A 19,896-nucleotide genomic window follows, 5' to 3' on the forward strand; every position below is an offset into this window, starting at 1 on the left:
TCCTCCAGGTGCGGGGGCACGGGTGTGGAGCGCGCCCCGCACCGGGGGCGCGCTCCACACGTGCTATTCGGCCAGTTCGATCTCGGCGAGGGTGCGGACGGCTCCGAGCTCGAACCATCCGTCCCACATCGTGGCGTAACCAGGGTTGCCCTGGTCACTGGGCCAGTTGGTCCAGGTGGTGTTGGTCTGCTGCGACCAGAGGCCGTTGTACCAGAGCGGGATCGCCGGCAGCTCCGCCAACTGGATCTCCTGGATCTTCGAGGTGATCTCCGCGGCGGCCTCCACGTCGTCGGCCGGGACGGCGGCGAGCTCCTCGACGAGGTCCCAGGCCTCCTCGTTCTCGTAGCGGCCGAAGTTGACCGTGGTCTGCTGGTCGCGGAGCGGCAGCTGGAAGAGGTAGTCGTAGTACGTCCACGGGGTGTTGCTCAGCTGGCGGTCGTTGTTGACCACCAGGTCGTACTCACCCGAGTTGCGGTCCTCGACCAGCAGGTCGTGGTCGGGGAACTCCGCCTCGAGGTTGATCCCGACCTCCTGGGCGTTCTCCGCGATGACCCGGGCGGCCTCCATCCAGTCGGTCCAGCCGGAGGGCACCTGCAGGGTCAGTTCGATGGGGTCGCCGTCGGGGGTGTCGATGAAGCCGTCCCCGTCCTGGTCGGTGTAGCCGGCGTCCTCCAGGAGGGCGACCGCCTCGTCGGCGTTGTAGGTGTAGCCCTCCTCCGCGACCAGCTCGTGGTCGATGTAGGCGTCCCACTGGGGGAGCAGACCGGTCGGGTTGGCCGCCTCGACCAGGTTGGAGTAGGGGCCGTCGATGATCGCGCTCATGTCGACGGAGTGCGCCAGCGCCTTGCGGAACTCGACGTCGTTCATCGGCTCGCGGTCGTGGTTGAGCACCAGCCACGCGGTGTTGGCGGACTGCATGTAGGGCGGTCCGTCGTAGTAGCTGGTGATGGCCTGGCCGTCGATCATCTGGTCGATCCCGGGCAGGAAGTTGTTCGACAGGTCGACCTCGTTGTTGCTGATCATGTTCATCGTCACCTCGTTGGAGGCGTTGACGATGTCCACGATGTAGGTCGGCTGCATCTCAAGGCCGAGTGCCTCGGTGCCCCACCAGTCGTCGTTGCGGCTCCAGACCATGCGGTCGTCGGCGTGCGTCTCGTAGACGTAGGGGCCGCTGCCGACCGGCTCCTCGTTGGGGTCGTCGGTGAGCTGCTGCTGGTCCTTGTCGGCCCAGATGTGGTCCGGGACGATGGGGTTGCTGTAGGCCCAGTTCATCCACTCCTGGGGGCGGGACTCGGAGAAGGTCACGGTGACCTCGCGGTCCCCGGTGGCCTCGACGCCCTCGATGAAGTTCCAGATGTTGCTGTAGGAGACGTCCTTCTGGCCGAGCTCGATGGTGGTCACCACGTCCTGGGCCACGATCGGTTCGCCGTCGCTCCAGGTCATCCCCTCGCGGAGGGTGATGACGTGGGTGGTCTCGTCGGTCCACTCGTCGCTCTCGGCGAGCCAGTGGACGTACTCGTTCTCCTCCGGGTCGTAGTGGAAGAGCGGCTCGTAGGCCAGACCGAAGGTGCCCACGGCGTACTGGCCGCGCATGATCGGGTTCCAGTTGACCGGCGGACCCCAGGCGGTGCCGGTGGTGTACAGCGTCTCGTCCCGGGGGTAACCCTCCGAACCGCCGCTGTCTCCGCCCTCGCTCGAGCAGGCGGTGGCAATGAGCGCCGCCGCCGCCAGAACGGCGGGAAGCCTCAGAAATCTCATCTCGACTCCTCCTTCCACCCGGTCGGCCCTCCACATGGGGGGAAGCCGATTCCTGTCTCGGAAGGCTGGGAGCGCTCCCAATCGGGAGCGCAAAGGACCGTTGCTGAACCGGGTAAGTGACGTTAACAACAACACGGACTGACGAACCCCGTCAATCCCCGACACTTTGCTGTTATTCGCTTGTAACAGCAGATACGTGGGAAACCACCAGTGGACCCGTGCTCCCGCGGGGGTGCAGCTCACCGGCCGAGGACTCCTGGCTCGCCACCGGTTCGCCCTCCAGGACGCGGCCGAGCATCCTGGCGACCTGGCGTCCGTGACCGACCACGTCCCGGCCGATCGCGGTCAGTGAGGGCCGCACCAGACGGCAGAGCGCGGAATCGTCCCAGGCCACGATGGACAACTGGGAGGGCACGTCCACCCCCATCTCCGCCGCCACACCGAGACCGGCCACGGCCATGAGGTCGTTGTCGTACACCAGCGCGGTGGGGCGCTCGGCCGCGGCGAGCAGCCGCCGCGTGGTCCTGGCCCCCGCCTCCCCCGTGTAGTCGGAGTGCACCGAGTACGCCCCCGCCAGACCCGCCCGGTCCGCCGCCTCCCGGAAGGCCTCGCCCCGGTCCACGGTGTGCGCGAACTCCTCCGGCCCGGAGACCTGGACGACGTGCCGGTGGCCGAGTGCCGCCAGGTAACGGACCACCTCGCGCACCGAGGAGGAGTCGTCGGTGTACAGGCAGGGGAGGTCACCCGCCCCACCGGGGCCGCCGAGGAGCACGGCGGGCAGACCCAGGCCGCGGACCGCGGCCGGCCGGGGGTCGTCGACCCGCAGGTCGACCATGACCACCCCGTCGACGCGGCGCTCCGACGCCCAGCGCCGGTAGACCGCCAGTTCCGTGTCCGTATCCTCGGTGACCTGGAGTAACAGGTCGACCCCGGTGGCGGACAGCTCCGTCTCGATACCGGAGACCAGTTGCATGAAGAACGGTTCGATCCCCAGCGAGCGGGACGGCCGGTCCACCACCAGGCCGACGGCGCCCACACGGCCGCCGGCCGCCAGCGCCCGGGCCGGGTTGCTGGGGGCCCAGCCCAGGTCACTGGCGATGTCCAGGATCCGTTTTCGGGTACCCTCGGAGACCCCCGGACGCCCGTTGAGCGCGTACGAGACCGCCCCCTTGGACACCCCCGCGGCCTTGGCGATGTCCATGATGGTCGGCCGCCGCATCAGAGCCCCCACAGTGTTCCCCCCAGCACAGGTTCCTCCCCGACGCACCGCGCGGAGCCCGGTTCGGCTGAACCGGTTAAGCGATCGGTGGGGATTGTACACACGGGGGTCCCGGGCTCACAGGGGGTTCTCGGTCCGGAGCGCGGCGGGCGGGGCAGTTCGGACTACGCCTGGCAGCCGGGGCACCAGTACAGGGTCCTCCCCGACAGTTCGGCGGCGGCGACCGGCGAGGCGCACACACGGCAGGGCTCACCGGTCCGGTAGCAGACGTAGAGGGTGTCGGGCCGGGGCACCGGGTACGCCTCCGGGTCGGGGCGGTCCTGCGGGCGCGTGGTGATGATGTAGCCGTCCCGGACGCCGTCCCGCAGCAGCCCGGTGAGGTCCGCCCACAGGGCGTCCCAACGCTCCCTGGTGAGCTCGCGGCCTGGGGTCCTCGGATCGAGTCCGGCGCGGAAGAGGGACTCGGCGCGGTAGATGTTGCCGATGCCCGCGATCACGTCCTGGCGCATGAGGAGCACCGCGAGGCTGCTGCGGGAACGGCTCACCGTGTGCCAGGCCCGCTCGGGGTCGGCGTCGGGTCGCAGCGGGTCCGGGCCGAGGCGGTCCTGGACGGCGCGCTTGTCGTCGGCGGTGATGACCTCGCAGGCGGAGGCGCCGCGCAGATCGGCCCAGCCGGAGGAGTTGACCAGCCGGACCCGGACCGCGCCCACCGGCTCGGGCGGGACGACGAAGCCGTCGGGGTCGTGTTCCAGGTCGGCCCGGCCGGCGCCCTCGGACCTGGGCGCGCCCAGGTGGCGTTCGCCGTCGGCGTCACCGAAGGTCCAGGCGCCGTAGAGGCCCAGGTGCACGCGGAGCCACTCCCCGGAGTCGAAGCCGAGGAAGAGGTGCTTGCCGTGCGCCTCGCTCTCGGTGAGGACCCGTCCGTCGAGGCGGGCCGCTCCCCCGGCGAAGCGCCCCTGGGGGCTGCTGGCCCGTACGGCCGTGCCGCCGAAGGTCTTGTCGAAGTGCGCCGCCAACCGGTGCAGCGTATGGCCCTCAGGCACCCGTGCTCCCCTCTCCGCCCGTCACACCGCCCGGGCAGCCGGGCGAACCAGGTCCTTTCGGGCATGTTCTCGTCGCCCACAGGATAGTGCGCGCCCGGCGGTCAACAGGCGGACAGGATCTCCTCCACCAACCCCCGGGGGTCGGCCAGGCACCGCCAGGCGGGGACCACCACCACGAGGTCCTCCGTGGCCCGGTTGAGGGCCTCGCCCCTGGCCAGCAGGCGCCGCAGGGACGGCCCGTCCGGTTCCCGGTCGAGCAACAGGACCACACGCCGGGCGCCGTAGCTGACCACCAGGTCCGCGGTCCAGCCGCGGATGCTCCCGCCCACGGCCACCTCCGTGCCCGCCGCGCGCAGGGCGTCCACCAGAGCGGCGCCCACCGGGTCGGCTCCGGGCCGGGGGCGCCCGGCGAGCAGCTCGCCCAGCGGCCCCTGGCCGCCGGACCAGTACGCGCGGTCGCCCACCACCACGAGCCGCCCCCGGGTGCGGGTGAGCACCGACGACCACAGGTGGCTCGTCCCGCGCACCCGGCGTTCGGCGATGGCCGGGGCCCCGGCCGTCAGCATCGGCGAGAGCACGGTGACGTCGGCGGCCGCGGTGTCGCGGTCCAGCGTCGCGGGCCCGCCGACCCGCACCGGACGGCTCAGGGGGCGCTGGCGCAGCAACCTGCGGACCAGCGCCACCTGCGGCTGCATCGGAGCCACCACCGCCAGGCCGTGCCCCTCCGGCAGTTCCCGGTCGAGCCCGGCCACGACCACGGCGACCCGGTAGGCCTCCTCCCGGTTGACGTAGGAGGAGCCCGGAGCCGCCTCGCACTCCCCGCTGACGTCCCGCCAGTCGAGGACGGGCGCGCCGGCGGGCTCGGGGCGGCTCAGCACCCGGACCCGCCCGCCGTAGCAGTGCCGGGACGCGGCGCCGGCCAGGGCCTCGGGCGCCCCCTCGTGCTCGTCCAACCACAGCACCGGCGGCCCGGCCTCCCGCGCCGCGTGCAGGGCCGAACCCGTACCGTGCCGCAACGCGCGATCGTCCCACTGGTCGGCGGCGAGTCCGGCGGCGGCCAGGGCCCGGCGCTCCTCCTCCGGCTCCAGCACGGTCCCCGGACCGGGATGGGCGGGGTCGCCCGCCACCACGGCACGGTTGGCCCGGTAGAGCGCCGGCAGCAGTTCGCCGACCCGGGTCTGTTCGGCACCCACCACGACGACCAGGTCGAACAGGCCGGCCTGCGGCGGCAGGGAGCGGACCTGGTCGGTACGGCACACCCAGACGGGCAGGGTGTCGAGGAGGTTGGCCAGCCCGGGCCAGCCCTCTCCGTGGTTCCAGTTGAGCGTTTCGAGACGGTTCTCGACGGCCGCGCGGCCGCGCCGGAGGCGGGGCCCGGTGACGGCGGCCAGGCAGTCGGAGCCGGCTCGCCGGTGGGCGGCCAGGGCATCGGCGAGCTCTCCGGTGAGTTCGTTCAGGGGCGCGCACCGCGTTCTGCGGTCCACCGCCTCGCGCCACTCGCTCTCCAGGCGGGCCACCGAGCACAGCTGGCTCAGCCCTTCGGGGTCGGTGGCCACCCCCAGCTCCCGGCGGACGGCCGCCCGGTGGTGCAACCCGCCCAGACCACCCGCGGCCGCGCGTTCTGCTCGGTGCAGCCAGTACTCGGGGCCACCGCGTTCGGGGGTGAAAAGGCTGTCGGGGTCCCAGCCGCGGGCGATGCTGCGGCTGCGTTCCTCGGCCAGGCGGGCGAGGACGTGCCCGTCCGAGGCCATCGTGTCCATGGCCGCCCAGACCCGCAGGACCCTGTTCCAGGACGCGGCCAGCTCGGCCCGGTGGGGGGTGCCTTCCTCCCCGGGAGCCGACGGGCTCGCGACGGGCGGGGCGTCGGCGTCCCGGGCGAGCAGCCCGGTGAGGAGGCGGTGCTCCGCGGCGCGGTGTCCGGGCCCGCCCGCTCGGACCGCGGGATGGCCCGGCGCGGTGTCGGCCCGGGCCAGGACCTCGTCGAGGTCGGCCTCGGTGCGGCCGCACACCAGGATCCGCTGGCCGTGGTTGACGGCGGTGCGGGCCAGGGCGTCGACCAGGTCGTGGAGCCCGCTTCCGGGCGGGGCGGCGACCACGGTGAGCTGCTCGCGCATGGCGGAGCGCAGGACCGCGTACTGGGCCTGGCTGAGGAGGGTGGTCGAGACGGGCACCGGTGCCGGGTTGTGGTCGTCGGTTCCCGCGGCGCGGCGCTGGGACCGGGAGCTCCTGCGCAGGAGGCCGGGGGCCGTCCGCGGTTCGGCGCCCCGGTCGCGCGGGAGGCTGCAGAGCAGGGGCTCCAGAGCGGTTCCCGGGACGGCGTCCGGGTCGAGCCCGTCGCGGTCCGTGGGGTCCAGGTCGGCGAGAACGCCCTCGGCACCGCCACGCTCCTGAGCGCCGTCCGGTCCGCCTGGCCCGGCGCGGAAGAGCACGGCGGTGTTGTGGGCCCCCTCGGAAAGCGTACGGGGGCGGCCCCGGGGGCCGAGCGGGGCGATGTCGTCGACCCGTTCGATCTCCAGCCGGGTGAGCAGGGTACGCACCTTGGCCGCCAGGTCGGCGACGGCGGCGGGGCGCCGGGAGGTGTCGGGGGCTCCGGCGCGGAGCCGGGCACGCAGTTCGAAGAGGTCCTCGGGGTCGGTGATGCCGAGCCGGGCGAGGAGGGCCGTGTTGATGTCGGGCGGTCCCACGGCGCGGACCAGCGGGGCGGCGCCGCCCGCACGGCCGCCGTGCTCCTCGGCCCCGTCCGCGGCCCGCACGTCCACGGTGAGCAGCGGCAGGACCACGCGCTCGGCCCCCCGCCCCAGGACGACGAGGGGGTAGCCGTAGCGCAGGGCCTGGCCGTGGCGTCCGGCCAGGCGCAGGACCCGTGCGCCCTCCGGGTGCAGGGGAAGCGTGTCCCGGGCGCCGCTGAACAGCAGTTCGGGGCCGGCGGGCAGGCAGACACAGGCGTCGGAGCCCAGGTGCTCGGCCCGCACGGTGTGGGTGTGTACGGCCTCCCTGCGCAGGCAGGCCCTGAGGTAGGCCAGGAAGGCGCGGACCTCGCCCTGGTCCACCGGGGGGTTCCAGAGCCGGGACGCGGCGCCGATGCCGGTCCTGCCGGTCTGGCCGTATCCGCCGGAAGCGTGTCCGCCGGGCGGCGGGTACGGTCCGGTTCCGGTGATCTGTTCGTCGTCCCGCAGTGACCTCACGAGCCCCCCTGACCGTCCGACCTTTGGTGATCAGACGACTACTCCCCGCCATCAGGGTTCATTGTGGTGCATTTTCCGCGGGGCTGCCCGGAGAACGCCGGAACCCGTCACCACTTCGGCCCCGGCCGTCGGGACGGGTCAGGACCGGCCCTCGCGCACGCGCAGGGCGATCCACAGTTCCGTGCGGTGGTCGGGGTCGTCCAGGTCCCCGGGGAGCAGCTCCCGGATGCGCCTCATCCGGTAGCGCAGGGTGTGCCGGTGCACGCCCAACCGTTCGGCGGCGGCGTCCCAGCGCCCCGATGCGGCCAGGTAGGCGCGCAGCGAGGCGAGGAGTTCGGGGGCACCGCGCTGGTCGTCGATCGGAGCGAGCAGATCGTCGGCCAACCGGGCGCCTTCGGGGGTGTCCAGCAGGCCGAGGAGGCCGCCCGGAAGCAGGTCGAAGCGCTGAAGGGCGCTGCCGTCCTCCGCCGCGGCCGTGCGGGCGCGCTCGGCCTGGGCACGGGCGGCGGCCAGGTCCGGGTAGCCGACCGGGGCGCTCAACCCCACGGGCCCGTCCAGGACCTCACCGAACACGCTCTCCCCGGTCACCGCGGCCGTCAGCAGCACCGTGCGCCCCTCGTGCTCCGTCACCAGGGCCCCCTCGGGCAGGGGCCCCTCGGGTTGCGCCCCCTCAGCGACGGCCACCACCACGGGTTCGGCGGGCAGGACCGCGCGCAGCCCGGAGGCGCCCGGGTGCAGCGGGTCGAGGGCTCCGTCGAGCAGGGCCGAGAGCACGCCCGCACGCAGCAGGCCGACCCGGCCCGGGGACGGGCGTTCGAGTTCGAGGGAGAGCAGCGACACCGCCGCGTTCACCAGGGTGCGGTCCTCGGAGCCGGACACCCGCACCCCGCCGACCGCCAGGAACCCGCGGGGTCGGCGCCCCGTGGACAGGGGCTGGACGGAGACACGGTCGTCCCGGGACGCCACCGAGACGCTGGACCTGGGGCCCGCGCCGCGCAACCGGGAGAGTTCCGCGGCCAGCCCGGGGGCGCGGTCGGCCGCGGCGGCGGGGGCCGCGTGCCGGACGGAGCCGTCGGGTGCCAGCAGCAGGACCCACCCGCCCAGTTCCCGGGCGAGCCGGTCCACGACGGCGGACGCCCCGGTGAGTGCCGCCCGGGTGAGTTCGCGCTGGGCGTTGAAGGCCCTGTTCAGCCCCTCGTACTCCTCCTTGGCCAGCAGCCGTGAGACCTCCTTGCCGACCGCGATGAAGGGCGTCCGGCGGTCGACCTCGAGCAGGGCGACGCCGAACTCCTCGGCCGCGGCGCGCAGCTCCCCGGGGGTCTGTTCGAAGTTGACCGCGGCGCCGAAGCCGAGCCCGGCGACATCGCGTTCCGCCAGGCGGCGCACGTAGGCGCGCAGGTCGGGCAGGCGTTCGACCCACCGCACGCCGGTGGTGAGCACCAGCTCTCCCCCGGCCAGGTAGGGGGTGGGGTCGCCGAGCTCGCTGACCGCCACCCACTCCACCTGACGGTGCACCCGGTCCTGCCCGGCGAGCAGCCGCAGGCGCAGGTGGGGCGTGCGCAACAGGGCCCCCAGTGTCGGCGGCATCCGGTCTCCCCCCGTAGCTCTGCCCGTGGTCCGCCACGCCCTGACGCAATGGCGCAGGACGCTCATTCGATTATCCACTGTGTCCATGGGTGTCCGGTTCGACGCGGCCTAGTGTCTTGCGAGTCCGCACCCCGTACCACCACTCCACAGGGAGGCAGCCGTATGGCCCCGACCGAGGTCGCCCAGTCCCGCCGGATCGTCACCGAGATCCCCGGCCCCAAGTCCCGCGCGATCCAGCAGCGCCGTTCCTCCGCCGTCGCCCAGGGCGTGGGCAGCGTGCTGCCCGTGTACGTGGAGCGCGCGGGCGGCGGCATCGTCGAGGACGTCGACGGCAACGCCCTGATCGACTTCGGCTCCGGCATCGCCGTGACCAACGTCGGCAACGCGAACCCCCGCGTCGTGGAGCGCGCCGCCGAACAGCTCGGCCGCTTCACGCACACCTGCTTCATGGTCAACCCGTACGAGGCGTACGTGGAGGTCTGCGAGGCGCTCAACCGGATCACCCCGGGCGACCACGAGAAGCGTTCGGTCCTGCTGAACTCGGGCGCGGAGGCGGTGGAGAACGCCGTCAAGGTCGCCCGCAGCGCCACCGGGCGCCAGGCCGTCGTGGTGTTCGACCACGCCTACCACGGCCGCACCAACCTCACCATGGGCCTGACCTCGAAGAACATGCCCTACAAGCAGGGGTTCGGTCCGTTCGCGGGCGAGATCCACCGGATGCCCATGGCCTACCCCTACCGCTGGCCCACGGGCCCGGAGAACTGCGGCCCCGAGGCGGCGGCCGCGGCGATCGACCAGATCGCCAAGCAGGTCGGCGCCGAGAACGTGGCCGCGCTGGTCATCGAGCCGATCCAGGGCGAGGGCGGCTTCATCGAACCCGCCCCCGGTTTCCTGCCCGCGCTGGCGGAGTTCTGCCGCGCCAACGGGATCGTGTTCGTCGCCGACGAGGTGCAGACCGGTTTCGCCCGCACCGGCGACATGTTCGCCTGTGACCACGAGGGTGTCGTGCCGGACCTGATCGCCACCGCCAAGGGCATCGCGGGCGGCCTGCCCCTGGCCGCGGTGACCGGCCGCGCCGAGCTCATGGACGCCGTGCACGGTGGCGGTCTGGGCGGCACCTACGGCGGCAACCCGGCCGCCTGCGCGGCGGCGCTGGCCTCGCTCGAAGTCATCGAGTCCGAGGACCTGACCGGCCGCGCCCGGGAGATCGGCGAGCTCATGCTGGACCGCCTGCGCTCCTTCGCCGACAGGTTCGACGTGGTCGGTGACGTGCGCGGCCGCGGCGCGATGATCGCGATCGAGCTGGTCTCCGACGGCAGGACGCCCGACCCCGAGGCCGTGGCGCAGGTGCTCAGGCACTGCCACTCCCGCGGTCTGGTCCTGCTGAGCGCGGGCACCTACGGCAACGTGATCCGCATGCTTCCGCCGCTGGTCATCGGCGACGAGCTGCTCAACGAGGGCCTGAACATCCTGGAGGAGGCCCTGGCCGGGCTGTAGTCCGCCAGAGCGGCGGGCCGTGCTGGGGCGCCTCCGGGGAGGCGCCTCAGCGCTCGTTGCGGACCGAGTCCAGCGACAGCAGTGCCACGTGCAGCGACAGGCACGTCTCCACCGACTCCAGGTCCGCGTCGAGCACGTTGGAGATCCGGCGCAACCGTTCGTAGAAGGCCGGACGGGACAGGTGCGCGCGGCTCGCGGCCAGCGCCTTGTTGCGTCCCGCGCCGAGGTAGTGGCGCAGCATGTCGGCGAGGTCGCCGCCGTGCCTGGCGTCGTGGTCCAGGAGCGGGCCGAGTTCGCGCTCCACGTAGGTCTGGAGGCGCTCGTCGTCGCGGAACAGGTGCAGCAGCCCGCGCAGGTGCAGGTCGGGCAGCCGGTAGAAGGGGCGCCGGTCGCTCTGCTTGATGGCCACGTCACCGACCTGGCGGGCCTCCAGGAAGGAGCGGCGCACCTCGCGGATGCCGTCGGCGGTGGAACCCACCGCCAGCACGGCCCCGTCCCCGACCGCTCCCCGCAGGCGGTCCGCGAGCAGGTGCAGTGCGGCGTCCAGGCCCTGCCGGTTCGGCAGGGCCAGCAGGATGCCCACGCGCAGGTCGTCCAGGGAACCCACCAGGGCGGTCAGGCGGAGTTCACGGCAGGCCCTGGCCGCGCCCTCGGCGGTGTCGGACAGGCGGGCCTGGGCGGCCAGGCCCGTCCCGCCCTCGCGCAGGCGCAGGACGAGGCCGACCAGTTCACGTCCGTTGAGGGGTACCCCGACCGCGCGGGCCCGGACCAGGGCCTCCTCGGGGTCGGAGTAGGCGCGGTCGATGATGCCCGCGATGATCGTGCGGTGGGTCTGGCGTTCCAGGCTCTCCTGGTGGCGTTCCAGCAGGCGCCCCAGGGCGAGGGTGGTGGCGGCGCGCTCGACGAGCATGGTCTGGCGGGCGGGCGGCGTGGCTCCGGCGATGAGGATCAGGCGGCCCCAGTCCTGCCCCCGGGCGCCGACCGGGGTGACCAGCCACCCGGTGGCGGGCGCGTGCACGGTACGGGTTCCGGTGCGGATCGCGCGCGAGCGGCTCTCCCAGGAGGTCAGCAGGGTCCCGGGGTCCTCGCCGTTGAGGTCGCAGGCCAGGACCTGGTGGGTGAGGTTCTCCAGGACGATCGGGCAACCGGAGAGCTGGGCGGCCTCGTGCAGGATCTGCCCGGTGTCGGCCCCCTCGACGGAGAGCTGGGTGAAGACCGAGTGGAGTTTCTCGGACTCGCGCAGCTCCTCCAGCTGTTCGTTGACCACCCGGATGTGCACGGCCTCGGTGATCTCGACGAAGCGCGCCTCCCGGTCGAGCAGGATGACGGGGATCCGGGCGGCGCGGGCGGCGTCGAGGAAGGCCCCGGGGAGTTCCGCGTGGTACTTGCGGCCGAGCTCGACCGCGATGCCGCTGACCCCGGCGTCGGCGATGTCCTCGATGTAGCGGCGCAGGGCGTCGGGGTCGTCGGGCATGGCGATGCCCGTGCTGAGCACCAGCTCCCCGCCGCGCAACAGGTGGGCGAGGTCGGTGACCTCGGCGATGTGCACCCAGCGCACGGCCACGTCCAGGTACTCGGAACCGGCCACCACACGGGGTCGGGCCCGCTGCAGGGCGGGGAGTCGGAGGACCTCGGCAAGGGTGGGAAGCACGCCGACAGTCTAGGACGTTCTGTCAGCCAGGAGGGCATTTCGCTTTACATCGTGCATCCGCGGACCTGGCTTTGAGCTCCGGTTTCGCAGCCCGGCGGGCGCTTTACAGACCGTAAACGCACCCAGCATGTTGTCAACATGCTGATCCTGGCCATGCCCTCCGCTCCCCGGGAGACTGAGGGCATGTCGGAACTGCTCTCCCGCCACCGCGCGGTCATGCCCTCCTGGTTGCCCCTGTACTACGAGTCCCCGCTGGAGCTCGTCAGCGGCAGTGGCGCCCGTGTCACGGACTCCGAAGGACGCACCTACCTGGACTTCTTCACCGGCATCGTGACCAACATGCTCGGTTACGACGTCGCCGAGGTGCGCGAGGCGGTGGAACGCCAGATCGCCAGGGGGGTCGTGCACACCTCCACCCTGTACCTCATCCGCTCCCAGGTGGAGCTGGCGGAGAAGATCGCCCGTCTGTCCGGGATCCCCGACGCCAAGGTGTTCTTCACCAACTCCGGCACCGAGGCCAACGAGACCGCCCTGCTCCTGGCCACGCACGCGCGCGGCAGCGACGAGGTACTGGCCATGCGCGGCAGCTACCACGGACGCTCCTTCGGCACCGTGGCGGTGACCGGCAACAAGGCCTGGAAGAACTCCTCGCTGTCGCCGCTCAACGTGCACTACCTGCACGGCACCGACCACGCCTCCCCCGCCTTCCGGGGACTGTCCGAACGCGAGTACGTCGACGTGTGCGTGGCCGACCTGCGCGAGGTCCTCGACACCGCCGCGCCCGACGTGGCCTGCCTGATCGCCGAGCCGGTCCAGGGCGTCGGCGGGTTCGCGATGCCGCCGGACGGCCTGTACGCCGCCTACAAGGAGGTCCTCGACGAACACGGCATCCTGTTCGTCTCCGACGAGGTGCAGACCGCCTGGGGGCGGACCGGAACCAGCTTCTTCGGGATCGGCAACCACGGGGTGACCCCGGACGCCATGACCTTCGCCAAGGGGCTCGGCAACGGCTTCGCCGTGGGCGGCGTCGTGGCCCGCGGTGACCTGATGGACGGGCTCACGGCGCTGGGCGTGGCCACCTTCGGCGGCAACCCGGTGTCCATGGCCGCGGCCGGGGCCACCCTCGACTACGTCCTGGAACACGACCTCCAGGGCAACGCGCTGCGCCAGGGCGCCACGGTCGTCCAGGGCCTGCGCGAACTGCGCGAACTGCCGTGCGTGAAGGACGTCCGGAGCAAGGGCCTGATGTTCGCGGTCGAGATGGTCGACCCGGAGACCGGCGCCCCCTCCGCACCGCTGGCGGGCAGGGTCCTGGAGGCCGCCCGGGAGCGCGGACTGCTGGTGGGCAAGGGCGGCGTGCACGGCAACGTGCTGCGCATGGCCCCGCCGCTGACCCTGTCGGCCGAGGAGGCCGCCGAGGGCCGGGACATCCTGCTGGACGCCGTCCACGCGGTCGCCGCCGACCGGGCCTGAGGCCCCCGTGACGAGGAAGAAGGGGAAACCATGAGCGAGCACGTCACCCACTGGATCGGCGGCAGGGCGCACGAGGGGCCCGCCGGACGCACCGGAGACATCTACAACCCGGCTTCCGGCCAGGTCACCGGCACGGTGGACCTCGCCGGCCCCGACGAGGTCGGAGCCGCCGTGGCCGCGGCCGCGGCGGCCTTCCCGGGGTGGCGGGACACGTCGTTGTCCAGGCGCGTGCAGACGCTGTTCCGGTTCCGGGAGCTGCTGCGCGCCAACAGCGACCGGCTGGCCGCCCTGGTCAGCGCCGAACACGGCAAGGTCCTCTCCGACGCCCGGGGCGAGGTGGCCCGGGGCCTGGAGGTCGTCGACTTCGCCTGCGGCATCCCGCACCTGCTCAAGGGCGGCTACTCCGAGAACGTGTCCACCGGGGTGGACTCCTACTCGATCCTGCAGCCGCTCGGCGTGGTCAGCGGGATCACCCCGTTCAACTTCCCGGCGATGGTCCCGATGTGGATGTTCCCGGTGGCGATCGCCTGCGGCAACACCTTCGTGCTCAAGCCCAGCGAGAAGGACCCCTCCGCGTCGCTGCTCCTGGCCGAGCTGTGGGCCGAGGCCGGACTGCCCGACGGGGTCTTCAACGTGGTCCACGGGGACAGGGAGGCGGTGGACGCGCTCCTGGAGCACCCGGACGTGGCCGCGGTCAGCTTCGTGGGATCCACCCCGATCGCGGGCTACGTGTACCGGACGGCGGCCGAGCACGGCAAGCGGGTGCAGGCTCTGGGCGGCGCCAAGAACCACATGGTCGTGCTGCCCGACGCCGACCTGGACCTGGCGGCGGACTCCGCGGTCTCGGCCGGGTTCGGATCCGCGGGCGAGCGGTGCATGGCCATCTCCGCGGTCGCGGTGGTGGAGTCGGTCGCCGACGACCTCCTGGAGCGGATCAGGGAGCGCGTCGCACGGCTGCGCGTGGGCCCCGGCGACGACGACCGCAGCGAGATGGGTCCGCTCGTCACCCGTGAACACCGGGACAGGGTCGCCTCCTACCTGGAGTCGGGGGTCCGCGAGGGCGCGACCCTGGCCGTCGACGGACGGATCCACCCGGTCCTGGGCGGCGCCCCGGAGGGGTTCTGGCTGGGCCCCTCCGTCCTGGACCACGTCGGTCCGCGGATGTCCTGCTACCGGGAGGAGATCTTCGGCCCGGTGCTGAGCATGGTCCGCGTCGGCGACTACGACGAGGCCGTCAGGCTGGTCAACGACAACCCCTACGGCAACGGGACCGCGATCTTCACCAACGACGGCGGCGCCGCACGGCGCTTCCAGAACGAGATCGAGGTGGGCATGGTGGGCATCAACGTGCCCGTCCCGGTGCCCATGGCCTACTACTCCTTCGGCGGCTGGAAGCAGTCGCTGTTCGGTGACTCGCACGCGCACGGCACGGAGGGTGTTCACTTCTACACCCGCACGAAGACGGTCACGGCCCGCTGGACCGACCCGGGCAAACGGCCCGAAGGCGGCGTCAACCTGGGCTTCCCGACCAACGGCTAACCGGAGTTCACCGAAATGACGGTCGGATGTCTCTCACTGACGGTCTACGGAGCGCGACACGGAGTATCGTTGTGCACCGACGCCCCTCACGGGGCGTGGCCGTGGGCCACGTACGTCACGAGAGACCATCCTGGATGGACGCGCTCATTTCCCCTCCTCCCCATGGAAGCGGGCGTGTCAGCGGAAGCGCTCCGGGTCCGCACGACTCCCCCCGGACCCGGAGCGCGACCGTCTCCTCCTCTTCGCTTCCCCTCTTCGCCGACCGCCCGCGGCCGCCACCCGTCAGCGGGCCGCGACCAGCGGTCCGCCCGCGGAGACCGGCTGGTGGCCGATGATCCCCGCGCACTCGTCACATCCGTACACGTGACTCCCGTCCGGCTGTTCGCCCAGGACCCGGCGGGGCCGGGGCCACTTGGTGTGGCAGACGGCGCAGGCATCCCCCATGCGCTGCGCCCTGCTCAGCCAGCTCGGGTCGTAGACGTAGCTCTCGGATGCGGTGTCAGGCGTCGTGTCTGGTTTGCACATCGTGCTCGTTCCGCGCAATGTCCTTGCTCCCCCCGTGGTTTAGGACAGTCTGGCGGGCCGATAGTTACCGGCTCTTAATTGAATCAGAAGCTCTCGGCGCCTGGAAGGGCCCGGACCGATCTAAATCACTCCGTGCACGGCGATCATAACCCTAAGTAACGGACCCTGGGAAGACCCCAGAACACAGTCGGTTTTTCATACGAAGCGCCAGAAATGTACGGACGGAGGGGGACCTGGGACTCAGTCCTCGCCCTGTGAGGTGACCCCGAAACGGCGCAGCGACAGCGCCGGATTAGTGACACGCACCGCCTCCACACGCGCGGCCGAAACCCGGGCGGAAGCGACCTCGAAGGCCTGCTCCCCCAGTGCCGCGAGCGCGGTCCCCATCGGGTCGACCACCATGCTGTTGCCCGCCCCCGTGGGCGCCGCCTGCCCCGCGGCTGCCACGTAGACCGTGTTCTCGATGGCGCGCGCCCGGGCCAGCGTGCGCCAGTGGTCCTCCTTCAGCGGGCCGGGCACCCACTGGGCGGCCAACAGCACCACGTGCGCGCCGGCATCGGCGATCCGCCGCGTCACCTCGGGAAAGCGCAGGTCGTAACAGGTCTGGAGGCCGAAGACCACGTCGTCCACGGTGAAGGTCTCCGGCGCCTCGACCGGCCCCGGGGCCACCACGTCCGACTCCTTCACCCCGAAGGCGTCGTAGAGGTGGATCTTGCGGTAGAGCGCGATCCGCTCACCCTCGGGGGAGAGCGCGACGAGCGTGTTGGTGAAGCGGGTGGCGCCCTCGCCCCCGGACTCGTTCACCCCCAGGACGAGGTACACGCCCTCGCGGCGGGCGGTGTCCGCGGCGTCCGCGAGGAAGGGTCCGTCCAGGGGCTCCGCGGCCTCGACGTAGCGGTGGTCGGTGCGCGGCGCGGTGAACATCGTGTACTCGGGAAACAGCACGACACGCGCCCCGCCCGCGGCCGCACGGGCGGTCAGCTCCGCCACCGAACGCCGGTTCTCGGCCTTGTCCTGCCCCGGCGCGAACTGGGCGACCGCGACCTGCACCATCGAACTTCCCCCTCGTGGCCTGAACGCGACCCCTTCGGCCGCGCCGAACGTGCCCCGAGTGTACGTCCCCGGCCCGGAGGGCCCCTTGCGTCATGACTGAACAGGCGTTTAATCTATTGAACATGAGTTCAAGGAAGAAGGCCCCTCCCGACGAGGACCTCAGCACCCGCGCGCGCATCCGCGACGCGGCCGTCGCCTGTTTCGGCGAACGGGGGTTCGGCGTCACCGTGCGCGCCATCGCGGACCGGGCGGGGGTCTCCCCCGGGCTGGTCATCCACCACTTCGGCAGCAAGGCCAAGCTGCGGGAGGCCTGTGACGAGCACGTCAGGCGGGTGGTCTACGAGACCAAGAAGGAGTCGGTGAGCCGCCCCAGCGCGGACGGGATGGCCCGCTCGCTCCAGGAGATCGACAGGTACTCCGGGCTGCTGGCCTACCTCTTCCGCTCCATGCAGACGGGCGGGGACCTCGGCCGCCACCTGTACGAGGCGATGGTGGACGACGTGCAGAGCTACCTGGAACTGGGCGTGCGGGAGGGCACCGTACGGCCCAGCCGCGACCCGGCCAAGCGGGCCCGCTGGCTCGCCGCCAACGGCTTCGGATCGCTCCTGGTGCTCGCCACCATGTACCAGGACCAGGAGAACCCCGACTTCGGCCGGGTCCTGCGCGACTGGCAGGAGCAGTACGTCCTCCCGGCCCTGGAGGTGTACACCGAGGGCCTGCTCGTGGACCGCACCATGCTGGACGGCTACCTGCTCTACGTCAGCGATCCCCCGGCGGAGCGCTGACCTCCCCCAGGAACAGAGGATCCCCACCGGACCAGGAGTCGCACCACCATGACCGCACCCGTCATCGACGCCCGCGGCGTCGACAAGTACTTCGGACGCTTCCAGGCGCTCGACAAGCTCGATCTCACCGTGGGGACCGGCCAGGTCGCCGGGTTCCTCGGCCCGAACGGCTCGGGCAAGTCCACCACCATCCGCGTCCTGCTCGGCCTGCTCCGCGCCGACTCCGGCAGCGTCCGGCTCCTGGGCGGCGACCCGTGGAAGGAGGCCGTCACCCTGCACCGGCGCCTGGCCTACGTGCCCGGGGACGTCTCACTGTGGTCGAACCTCACCGGGGGCCAGGCCATCGACCTGCTGGGCCGCCTGCGCGGCGGACTCGACGCCCGGCGCAGGAAGGACTTCCTGGAGCGCTTCGAGCTCGACCCCACCAAGAAGGCCCGGACCTACTCCAAGGGCAACCGGCAGAAGGTCGCCCTGGTGGCGGCACTGGCCTCCGACGCCGAACTGCTCATCCTCGACGAACCCACCTCCGGACTGGACCCGCTGATGGAGGCGGTGTTCACCGAGTGCGTACGCGAGGTCAAGGAGGAGGGGCGCACGGTCCTGCTCTCCAGCCACATCCTGTCCGAGGTCGAGAAGCTCTGCGACACCGTGACCATCATCCGGCAGGGACGCGCCGTGGAGTCGGGGACCCTGGACGACCTGCGCCACCTGACCCGCTCCACCGTGCACGCGGAGGTCGAGGGCGACCCCGCCCCCCTCTCCTCCCTGCCCGGGGTGCACGACCCGGAGACCGACGGCCGCCGGATCTCGTTCTCGGTGGACCACGAGCACCTGGGGCCGGTCCTGAGCGAGGTCACCTCCCTGGGGGTGCGCTCCCTGGTGAGCAACCCGCCCTCGCTGGAGGAGCTGTTCATGCGCCACTACGGCGACGAGACGGCCGCGCCCGACGGCGGCACCGAGGGAGGTGAGCGCAGGTGAGCGGCTTCACCGGCACCGGAACGCTGACCCGGTTCATCCTGCGGCGCGACAGGATCCGCCTGTCGGTGTGGACCCTGGCACTGGCCGGGACCACCGCCGCCACCGTCCCCGTCCTGGACGACATGTTCTCCACCGTGGAGGAGCGTCAGGGCCGCGCCGCCCTCATGGACACGCCGACCGGCATCGTCTTCGGCGGCCCCGGTTACGGGCTGGACGACTACACCCTCGGCCCGATGATGGTCAACGAGATGACCATGACCCTGCTCATCGCCATGGCGGTGATGAGCATCCTGCACGTCATCCGGCACACCCGGGCCGAGGAGGAGAGCGGGCGCGCCGAACTGCTGCGCGCCAACGTCCTGGGCGGCGGAGCGCCGATGGCCTCCGCGCTGCTGACGATCACCCTGGTCAACCTGCTCATCGGCGGGACCATCGCGCTCACGCTGATCGGCTTCGACCTGGCTGCCGCCGACTCGCTCGCCTACGGCCTCGGCCTGGCGCTGGGCGGGATCACCTTCGGCGCGATCGCCGCCGTGTGCGCCCAGGTCTCCGGGCACGCACGCACCGCCTCGGGGCTGGCCTTCCTGGCCGTGGGCCTCCTCTTCATGCTCCGCGTGGTGGGGGACATGGCCGAGTCCGGCGGCAACCTGCTCTCCTGGCTCTCCCCGTTCGCCTGGGGACAGCAGGCCCAGCCCTTCCACGATCTGCGCTGGGTCCCGCTCGCCCTGTACGGCCTGGTCATCGTGGCCCTGGTGGTCGCCGCCCACCTGCTGTCCGGCCGCCGTGACCTGGGTGCCGGCCTGGTCGCGGCCCGCCCCGGCCCGGAGGGGGCCGGTCGGCTGCTGCGCGGTGTGACCACCCTCCAGCTGCACCAGCAGCGCGGCTCGATCATCGTCTGGACGCTGGCGGTCCTGCTGTTCGCGGTCTCCTTCGGCACCCTCGCCGTCGAGGTCGAGGGGATGTTCGAGACCAACCCGGACCTGCAGGCGGTCTTCGGCACCGGCGTCGACGACGTGATCGGCGGGTTCCTGTCCTTCGTCACCAGCTACGTGATCATGGGCGCCGCGGCCTTCGGCGCCCTGTCCGTGCTGCGGCTGCGCGCGGAGGAGAACTCCGGCCGCACCGAACTGGTCCTGGCCACCGCGGTGGGCCGGGTGGCCTGGCTCGGTTCCGCACTGGTGGTGGCAGCCCTGTCGACCCTGTTCGTCGTGGTGGCCGGCGGCCTCGGGCTCGGTCTGGGCGCCGCCGCCGTCCTCAAGGACGGGGCGTGGGTCGGCCGACTGCTGGAGGCGGTCCTGGCCCAGCTTCCGGCGGCGCTGGTGTTCGGCGCCCTGGCGGCCCTGGTGCTGGGGGCCGCCCCGCGGCTGACCGGCCTGCTCTGGCTGTGGCTGGGGTACAGCATCCTGGCCACCGTGATGGGCGGTCTGCTGGAGTTCCCCGAGTGGGCGATGAACCTCAGCGCCTTCGAGATCCTGCCGCGACTGCCGGTGGAGGACTTCGAGCCCCTGCACTACGTCCTGTACGCGGGCGCGGTCCTCCTCCTCGGTGCGCTGTCGCTGGTCGGGTTCCGCAACCGGGACCTGGCCACGGCCTGACACCGCCG

Annotated in this window: 14 protein-coding genes; 6 read left to right on the forward strand and 8 right to left on the reverse strand. The window is 72.2% G+C overall.

The genetic code is table 11. The features are described from left to right. Positions 1 to 63: 63 nt before the first annotated feature. The 5 genes from IE195_RS05415 to IE195_RS05435 form a co-directional block, all read right to left on the reverse strand. A complete protein-coding gene (locus IE195_RS05415) occupies positions 64 to 1,758 on the reverse strand; it encodes an ABC transporter substrate-binding protein (RefSeq protein WP_191268276.1) in 1,695 nt (564 codons plus the stop codon). Positions 1,759 to 1,930: 172 nt separating this feature from the next. Beyond that, positions 1,931 to 2,977, reverse strand: coding sequence for a LacI family DNA-binding transcriptional regulator (locus tag IE195_RS05420; protein ID WP_191268277.1), 1,047 nt, complete (start codon positions 2,975 to 2,977; stop codon positions 1,931 to 1,933). Between the two features lie 164 nt (positions 2,978 to 3,141). Then, complete coding sequence (locus IE195_RS05425) at positions 3,142 to 4,020, reverse strand: Fpg/Nei family DNA glycosylase (protein ID WP_191268278.1); 879 nt, start codon at positions 4,018 to 4,020, stop codon at positions 3,142 to 3,144. A 101-nt stretch (positions 4,021 to 4,121) separates the two neighbouring features. Further along, positions 4,122 to 7,205, reverse strand: a complete 3,084-nt coding sequence (locus tag IE195_RS05430) for a DEAD/DEAH box helicase (RefSeq protein ID WP_191268279.1) — start codon at positions 7,203 to 7,205, stop codon at positions 4,122 to 4,124. A gap of 138 nt (positions 7,206 to 7,343) precedes the next feature. After that, entirely contained in the window at positions 7,344 to 8,792 is a 1,449-nt protein-coding gene (locus tag IE195_RS05435) for a PucR family transcriptional regulator (RefSeq protein ID WP_191268280.1), read from the reverse strand. A gap of 162 nt (positions 8,793 to 8,954) precedes the next feature. On the opposite strand from IE195_RS05435, the gene gabT reads away from it, so the two are divergent. After that, entirely contained in the window at positions 8,955 to 10,289 is a 1,335-nt protein-coding gene (gene gabT, locus IE195_RS05440; protein ID WP_191268281.1) for a 4-aminobutyrate--2-oxoglutarate transaminase, read from the forward strand. 46 nt (positions 10,290 to 10,335) lie between these two features. Here gabT and IE195_RS05445 read toward each other — a convergent pair whose 3' ends face one another. After that, positions 10,336 to 11,940: a PucR family transcriptional regulator gene (locus IE195_RS05445; RefSeq protein WP_191268282.1), complete on the reverse strand. Its 1,605-nt coding sequence runs from the start codon at positions 11,938 to 11,940 to the stop codon at positions 10,336 to 10,338. A 183-nt stretch (positions 11,941 to 12,123) separates the two neighbouring features. On the opposite strand from IE195_RS05445, the gene IE195_RS05450 reads away from it, so the two are divergent. Both IE195_RS05450 and IE195_RS05455 read left to right on the forward strand, forming a co-directional pair. Continuing rightward, positions 12,124 to 13,413: an aspartate aminotransferase family protein gene (locus IE195_RS05450; RefSeq protein ID WP_191268984.1), complete on the forward strand. Its 1,290-nt coding sequence runs from the start codon at positions 12,124 to 12,126 to the stop codon at positions 13,411 to 13,413. Positions 13,414 to 13,443: 30 nt separating this feature from the next. Continuing rightward, positions 13,444 to 14,952, forward strand: a complete 1,509-nt coding sequence (locus IE195_RS05455; protein ID WP_191268283.1) for a CoA-acylating methylmalonate-semialdehyde dehydrogenase — start codon at positions 13,444 to 13,446, stop codon at positions 14,950 to 14,952. Positions 14,953 to 15,234: 282 nt separating this feature from the next. Here IE195_RS05455 and IE195_RS05460 read toward each other — a convergent pair whose 3' ends face one another. After that, positions 15,235 to 15,477, reverse strand: a complete 243-nt coding sequence (locus IE195_RS05460) for a hypothetical protein (protein ID WP_191268284.1) — start codon at positions 15,475 to 15,477, stop codon at positions 15,235 to 15,237. Between the two features lie 240 nt (positions 15,478 to 15,717). Beyond that, on the reverse strand, positions 15,718 to 16,530 hold the full coding sequence (locus tag IE195_RS05465; protein WP_191268285.1) for a carbon-nitrogen hydrolase family protein: 813 nt from the start codon (positions 16,528 to 16,530) through the stop codon (positions 15,718 to 15,720). A 122-nt stretch (positions 16,531 to 16,652) separates the two neighbouring features. Here IE195_RS05465 and IE195_RS05470 point away from each other — a divergent pair, with 122 nt between their 5' ends. The 3 genes from IE195_RS05470 to IE195_RS05480 are packed head-to-tail and all read left to right on the forward strand — an operon-like array spanning position 16,653 to position 19,888. After that, entirely contained in the window at positions 16,653 to 17,315 is a 663-nt protein-coding gene (locus tag IE195_RS05470) for a TetR/AcrR family transcriptional regulator (RefSeq protein ID WP_191268286.1), read from the forward strand. A gap of 48 nt (positions 17,316 to 17,363) precedes the next feature. Further along, a complete protein-coding gene (locus tag IE195_RS05475; RefSeq protein ID WP_191268287.1) occupies positions 17,364 to 18,293 on the forward strand; it encodes an ABC transporter ATP-binding protein in 930 nt (309 codons plus the stop codon). Continuing rightward, the gene (locus IE195_RS05480) at positions 18,290 to 19,888 is read left to right on the forward strand and encodes an ABC transporter permease (protein WP_191268288.1); all 1,599 of its coding nucleotides are present in this window, start codon (positions 18,290 to 18,292) and stop codon (positions 19,886 to 19,888) included. Before IE195_RS05475 ends, IE195_RS05480 begins: the two co-directional genes overlap by 4 nt. The last annotated feature ends 8 nt before the right edge of the window (positions 19,889 to 19,896 follow it).

Source organism: Nocardiopsis terrae, assembly GCF_014651695.1.
GTDB classification, from domain to species: Bacteria; Actinomycetota; Actinomycetes; order Streptosporangiales; family Streptosporangiaceae; genus Nocardiopsis; species Nocardiopsis terrae.